This is a genomic window from Rhizocola hellebori, from assembly GCF_016862955.1.
Taxonomy (GTDB): Bacteria; Actinomycetota; Actinomycetes; order Mycobacteriales; family Micromonosporaceae; genus Rhizocola; species Rhizocola hellebori.
Genome location: NZ_BONY01000109.1, coordinates 22,634 through 29,092, shown reverse-complemented (window position 1 = coordinate 29,092; position 6,459 = coordinate 22,634). Strand labels below are relative to the sequence as shown.

Genomic DNA, 6,459 nt, shown 5'->3' with positions numbered 1-6,459 from the left:
GCGCCCAAGCCGCCTGCTCGTCCACAAAAGACAGCCTAGTACGCACGTTCGAAGAATGCAAGAAGTATTGCGCCGCAACGGATAGAGTCCCCGTGTCCACCGGTCGGTGGACACGAGGATTCAGTCGGGCGACGGTCGCGGTGGGCTGGGTCTGGCCGTGAGTATTTGGGTATGGGAAATGTGAGTGCCATCAAGGTTCGCGGGCTTCGCAAGAGCTATCGCGACAAGGTGGCCGTCGACGGGATCGACCTGGATATCGCGCAGGGCGAATGCTTTGCGCTGCTTGGCCCGAACGGGGCCGGCAAGACCACGACGGTGGAAATCCTTGAGGGACATCGGTCCAAGGATGCCGGCGAGGTTCACATCGCCATGGGCAAACACGAGATCGGGATCGTGTTGCAGGAGGCCGCAGATGCTGGTGACCTGTCTGTTTACGAGGCGGTGAGCCATTTTGCCGGATACTATCCGCGTGCCCGCGAGCCGATGGAGGTTATCGAGTTCGTCGGGCTGCAGGCTCGGTCGCGGATCCGGGCGCTGTCTGGCGGGCAGCGACGCCGCCTCGATGTCGCCATCGGCATTGTGGGAAGGCCCAGGCTGCTCTTCCTGGACGAGCCGACCACGGGTTTCGATCCGGAGGCGCGGCGGCAATTCTGGGCGCTGATCAAGGCGCTGGAGGACACCACGATCCTGCTGACGACGCACTATCTCGACGAGGCGGAGGCGCTGGCGGAGCGGGTGGCGGTGATTGTCAACGGAAACATTGTGGCGCAAGGGGATCCGAAGACCCTTGGCGGGCGCGCGGAGGCGAAGGCCACTGTCCGGTGGCGCGGTGGCTGTGAAGAGACCGACGATCCGGTCGGCCTGATCTGCCGGGTGCGCGACATGCCCGAGCTGACGGTCACCCGGCCGAGCCTGGAGGACATTTACCTCAATCTGATTGGAGAGAACCGATGAGACGTGTGGGGATCGAGCTGAAGATGTTCTTCAGGCATCGCGATGCGGTGGTGTTCACTTTCGCCCTGCCAGTGATCATGTTGCTGCTGCTGGGTTCCATATTTTCAGACGATTTTGAGGGTACCGGCATAACCGCCAACCAGATCTTCACCGCTGGCATGATCGCAGCCGGGGTGGCCTCGACCACCTTCGTGAACCTGGGCATCGGCATCTCCCAGGACCGCGAGGACGGCACCATCAAACGATTGCTCGGCGTGCCGATGCCGCGCTACGAGTACCTGGTCGGCAAGGCGGTGCTGTCGCTGGTGATTTGTGCCTGTGAGATCGCCATCATGCTCACCGTCGGCGTCCTCCTATTTGGACTCAGCGTGCCCACCGACGTGGGTCACTGGCTCACCTTCGCCTGGGTCTTCGCGCTCGGCGTGAGCGGCTGCGCGATGCTCGGGATCGCGGCGAGCAGCCTGCCGCGCACCGCCCGCAGCGCACCCGCGGTGATGAACCTGCCGTATCTGGTGCTGTCCTTCATCTCGGGTATTTTTGTTATCCCGCTTAAACATCTGCCCGATTCACTCATCGCCATCGGGTCGATCTTTCCCCTTCGCTGGATGGCGCAGGGCTTCCGGTCGGTGTTCTTGCCTGAGACCATGGCGGCGCAGGAGGTGGCAGGATCGTGGGAACACGGGCGGGTAGCGCTGGTGCTGGTGGCTTGGTGTGTGGGAGGGCTGGTGCTGTGTCTGATGACGTTTCGCTGGCGGGACAGGCGAGCGAGCTGACCGCATGGGAGCGCAGCCTGCCATGGTGGGATGTCTACTACGCGGTGGTTCTGGCTGGCACGATCTTGTTCAGCTTCCAGCCGGTGTCCACGGCGATCCTGGGAGTGATGGCGCTGTGGTACGTGGTATTCGGCCGCTATGCCCTGAACTGCTCCCGCAAAGCCTGGCATCCCTGGCTCTACCTGATCGTGGCTTGGCTGCTGCTCATCCCGGCGGTGAGCTTCTCGGGCGGGGCGGCGTTCATCCTCTTCGCCCTGGCCGCCCAGGCCCATATCGCCCTGGACTTCCGCCACGCGGTCGTCGTCTCGACGGTGACCAACCTGACCCCGACCACGGTGCATTTCCTGCGCGACGGCCAGTTCATGATGGATCTCACCATCGGGCTGATGGGAGTGGTGCTCAGCGCCATCACCGGCCTGACCATCGACCGGCTTGTCCAGCAGGGCAGGGCGCTAGCGGAGAGCCGGGCCGAGGTGGCCCGGCTCTCCGCGCTGGCAGAGCGCCAGCGGCTGGCAGGCGACCTGCACGACACGATCGCCCAGGGATTGTCCAGTGTGGTCATGCTGGTGCAGGCGGCCGACGCGGCGCTCGACCGCGACCGTGAGCAGGCCCGCCGCCATCTGGAGCTGGCCGCGCGCACGGCCCGGGAGAACCTGCAGGAGCTGAGATCGGTGTTGGAGGCGCTCATGCCCACCGGACATCATCTCGAGGAGGCCTTGCACCGCTTGGGAGTCCGCTTCGCCGAGGAGACCGGGGTGTCCGCGACGGTGGAGGTTCACGGCACGGTGCGCACGCTGCCGGCCGCGACGGAAGTGGTGCTGCTGCGCGCCGCGCAGGAGTCGCTGAGCAATGTGCGCCAGCATGCGAAGGCGACCCGGGTGTGGGTTGAGCTGACCTTCGATGACCAGAACGTGCATCTGCAGGTCCGCGACGACGGCCTGGGCTTCGAGCCGGAGACGACGACCGGGGGTCACGGGCTCGCGGCCATGCGGTCAAGGGTCACCCAGGCCGGAGGCGATGTGGCGGTGCAGCCGACAGCGCAAGGCACCACGGTCCTGGTGGCCGTGCCGGCGTGAGCGAGCGGAAGGACAGGCGGCGCAGGGGACCACGGTCCTGGTGGCCGTGCCGGCGTGAGCGAGCGAAGGAAGGCCATGAGCGGCGGAAGCGAAGGGGGTGGCGGGCGTGATCGGGGTTCTGGTGGTCGATGACCATCCGGTGGTGCGTTCCGGGGTGTGCGGCATGCTCGCGGGCGAGGCCGACATCACGGTGGTGGGGCAGGCCGCCTCCGGATCCGAGGCGGTGACCGCGACCCGGGCGCTGCATCCGGAGGTGGTGCTCATGGATCTGCGGATGCCCGACGGGGACGGGGCCGCGGCCACGGCTCAGATTGTGGCGCTTGGGCTTGGTACCCGCGTGATGGTGTTGACGACCCACGACTCGGACAGTGACATTTTGCGGGCGGTGGAGGCGGGTGCGGCTGGTTATCTGTTGAAGGATTCCTCGCGCGCCGAGCTGCTGGCGGCGATCCGGGCCACGGCTCGGGGCGAAACGGTGCTGGCACCGTCGGTGGCGGGAAAGCTTTGGCAGCACCGCCATCGGCCGCCGGTGGCGCTCTCGCCGCGCGAAGCGGAGGTGTTGCGCCTGGTAGCGCAGGGACTGTCCAATGCCGCCATTGGCGCGAGCCTGCACGTGAGCGAGGCGACCGTCAAGACCCATCTGCTGCGGGCCTTCGCCAAGCTCGAAGTTTCCGACCGCACGGCCGCGGTCACCACCGCCATGGCGCAGGGCCTCATCTGAGATCATCCGAAACACTGGTCTGACCACTTGACCACCTGTCCGGTTGCGACGGACGATGGGTGGCATGACCCTCGCTCAGGTCCGCAATCGGTTCATCAAGCACGCCTCCCCCTGGATTCTGGCCACCTTCCTGGCCGTGGCGGCGATCGCGCGGCTCGTGGTGGGTGACTGGCGGCTCAGCGACCTCCTCCTCGTCCCGATCATGCTGGCCGTCTTTCCGTTCTTCGAATGGGTGCTGCACGTGGCGATCCTGCACTGGCGGCCGCGCACCATCGCGGGCATCACCATCGATCCCATGGTCGCCCGCTCACACCGCTGGCACCATGCGCACCCCCGGGAGCTGGACAACATCTTCATTCCATGGCAAGCGTTCGTGACCCTGCTGCCAGCCTTCGCGGCGATCGGGCTGTTCGCCTTCCCCCGCCTCGGGCTGGGCCTGACCTTCATCCTGGTGGCCGGTGCCCTCGGCCTGGGCTACGAATGGACCCACTTCCTCATCCACACCGACTATCGCCCGAAAACCTCGGTGTACAAAGCGGTGTGGCGCAACCACCGGCTGCATCACTATCGCAACGAGCACTACTGGTTCACGGTGACCACCACCGGCACCGCCGACCGCGTGCTGGGCACCTACCCCGATCCGTCGTCGGTCGCCCCCTCCCCCACGGCCAAGGCGTTGCACGCGCTGGAGGTTTAGCGCCAGATCAGGTGGTGGACCGCGGTGAGGCTGCTGTCGTTGACGCCCCACGCCATGACCTTCGGCGGCACCGCCCGCCCCAGCGCGCTCCAAGCCCCGCACAGATACAACATCGCCGATCGGCTGGCGAACCAGAACGTGCGAGCGCCGCGAGCCTCGGTGATCTCCCGTAGACCCAGCGGATTCTCGACCCGGAGGAAGTCGGCGAGGGTGAGCAGGTGCGCCACCGAGCCGAGGTAGGAGGTCATCGTGGCGGCCATCTGCGAAGCGGCCGGGAACATGGAGTCGCATTCGATGACGGCGTCGAGCGTCGCGAACTCGGCGACGCCATGGCCATCGACGCCGATGAAAACGGTGCCATCCGCGGAAAGGGAGGCGACGGCCGGGGTTCCGGTCTGGACGACGTGCGAGATCTCCAGCTGCACCAGTGCATCCTCGGGCTCGCACACCGGGGTGAAGACCACCTCGGCGTCGAAGAACCCGCTCGGATAGGTCAACCCCCCGTACCTGGTTTGCGCCCACTCCAGCAGGGAAACCATGCGCTCGTTCGGCTTGTCGTAGACCTCACCGATCGCCCGGCGAAGCAGGTCGCCGCTCAGCCCGCCGTCGAAGGGCCGGCGGCTGGCCTGCTGCCGCAGAAACTGCTGCGCCCGAGACGAAAGCGCGCCCGGATCGGACAGAACAAAGCGGCCCGCCCCGGCCTGGGTCGTCGGTTCCATCGTGCCAAGCTACCCGCATGCGCTTTTGGGTGTTGCCCGCGCTCACGAAAATCGTGCGCAACAAACCGTGCCGCCCACGCGTGGTAGCAGGAACGCCAAGCCATCCCGTTGGGAGCTGCCATGCCAACCGATTTCGCCGAACCCCGCCATGTCCACATTGGGCGGGTCAGCAAACAGGAAATCTATGTCGGGACCGCGCTCAGGTGGCCTTGGGCGCCAACGCCAGCGCCAGCGGGCCGGGCTTGATGGCGGCGGCGTAAGCCGCCAGAAGGCCGAAGCTCGCGAGGCCGGCCACCACGAAAACGGCCCGCACCCCGTAGGCCTGCGCGACGACACCGCCGAGGGCGGCCCCGATCGGCAACACTCCCCAGCTGACGACCCGGTTGGCGCTGTAGACGCGGCCCAGCAGCTCGGCGGGGGTCACCGTCTGGCGGACCATCGCCACGATCACCCGCCAGACCGCCGAACCCGCGCCGCCGACGAACATCGCCGCGGCGAGGAGGAACGGGTTGGTGGTCAAGGCCGGGGTGCCCACCAGCACTATGGTGCCCACGACGTCGAGGGCGAGCAGCCGCCGCGCTCCGAGCCGCCGCCGCAACGGTTCCACCGCGTTGGCGCCCGCGATTCCGCCCGCGGCCATGACTATCAACAACAGTCCATATTGGGGGGTACTCAACCCGACCGGCCCGGGGGCGACCACGTAGATGACGAGCACGGCCACCCACGCCGCCCAGAAGACATTCATCGCCGCGGTGATCAGGGTCAGGTTGCGCAGCAGCGGATTGGCCCAGGTGAAGCGCAACCCGGCGAGGATCTCCTGGCGCAACGGCGGGCGTGGCGTGCTCGGCGCGGTGACGGCCGCGCGATAGCGGCCGCGCATCAGCGCCAGACCGGCCAGCGCGCCCACGTAGAGCAGGGCGCTGGTGCCCGTCGCCCAGGCGAGCCCGAAACCGGCCAGCAGCCCGCCCAGCGGCGGCCCGATGAACTGGTTGGTCACCGTCTGGGCCACCTCGAGGCGGGCGTTGGCTCGGCCCAGGTTCTCTTGGTGGGGCACGGTTTGCGGTACCAAGGCGGCCAAGGAGGTATCAACGAGCGTCTCTCCGACGCCGAGCACCAGGGCCACCGCATACAGCAATATCACCGATGCCGATCCGGTCAGCAGGGCGACGGTCAGCGCCGCGAGCGCGACCGCGCGCACCAGATTGACGCCTGCCACCATGCGCCGCCGGTCGACGCGATCGACCAGCAGGCCGGCCTGGAAGCCGAAGACGGGCCAGGCGAGCGTGAGCATCACGGTGACCCCGGCGATCAGCCCGGCCGAGGTCGTCAGCTGCAACGCGATCAGCGGCAGCACGAGCAGGTAGAGGCCATCGCCGAGGTTGGCCAGCCCGGTCGCGGTCCACAGGCCGGTGAAGTCACGGCCCAGCGCCTTCGGCGGGCTCGCCGTTACCAGTGAAGTGGTCATAGCCGGTAAAGCTAGCCCGCCTCGACGTTACCGGTCAACTAGCAAATAGTGGTA

7 protein-coding genes are annotated in these 6,459 nt (G+C 67.1%); 5 read left to right on the top strand and 2 right to left on the bottom strand.

The window, feature by feature from the left end; translation table 11 throughout:
• Nucleotides 1–171: 171 nt before the first annotated feature.
• The 5 genes from Rhe02_RS44455 (at nt 172) to Rhe02_RS44435 (ending at nt 4,221) form a co-directional block, all read left to right on the top strand.
• A complete protein-coding gene (locus tag Rhe02_RS44455) occupies nt 172–954 on the top strand; it encodes an ABC transporter ATP-binding protein (protein WP_203914586.1) in 783 nt (260 codons plus the stop codon).
• A complete protein-coding gene (locus Rhe02_RS44450; protein ID WP_203914585.1) occupies nt 951–1,727 on the top strand; it encodes an ABC transporter permease in 777 nt (258 codons plus the stop codon). The genes Rhe02_RS44455 and Rhe02_RS44450 overlap by 4 nt, the downstream gene beginning before the upstream one ends.
• Nucleotides 1,685–2,803 (top strand): sensor histidine kinase, encoded by a 1,119-nt coding sequence (locus Rhe02_RS44445; RefSeq protein ID WP_203914584.1) that lies wholly within the window; start codon nt 1,685–1,687, stop codon nt 2,801–2,803. Before Rhe02_RS44450 ends, Rhe02_RS44445 begins: the two co-directional genes overlap by 43 nt.
• Before the next feature lie 106 nt (nt 2,804–2,909).
• A complete protein-coding gene (locus tag Rhe02_RS44440) occupies nt 2,910–3,524 on the top strand; it encodes a response regulator (protein WP_203914583.1) in 615 nt (204 codons plus the stop codon).
• Nucleotides 3,525–3,588: 64 nt separating this feature from the next.
• Nucleotides 3,589–4,221: a sterol desaturase family protein gene (locus Rhe02_RS44435; RefSeq protein WP_203914582.1), complete on the top strand. Its 633-nt coding sequence runs from the start codon at nt 3,589–3,591 to the stop codon at nt 4,219–4,221.
• Here the strand turns inward: Rhe02_RS44435 and Rhe02_RS44430 are convergent.
• Nucleotides 4,218–4,940, bottom strand: a complete 723-nt coding sequence (locus tag Rhe02_RS44430; protein WP_203914581.1) for a hypothetical protein — start codon at nt 4,938–4,940, stop codon at nt 4,218–4,220. The two genes, Rhe02_RS44435 and Rhe02_RS44430, sit on opposite strands and share 4 nt — an antisense overlap.
• A 199-nt stretch (nt 4,941–5,139) precedes the next feature.
• The gene (locus Rhe02_RS44425) at nt 5,140–6,405 is read right to left on the bottom strand and encodes an MFS transporter (protein WP_203914580.1); all 1,266 of its coding nucleotides are present in this window, start codon (nt 6,403–6,405) and stop codon (nt 5,140–5,142) included.
• Between the last annotated feature and the right edge of the window lie 54 nt (nt 6,406–6,459).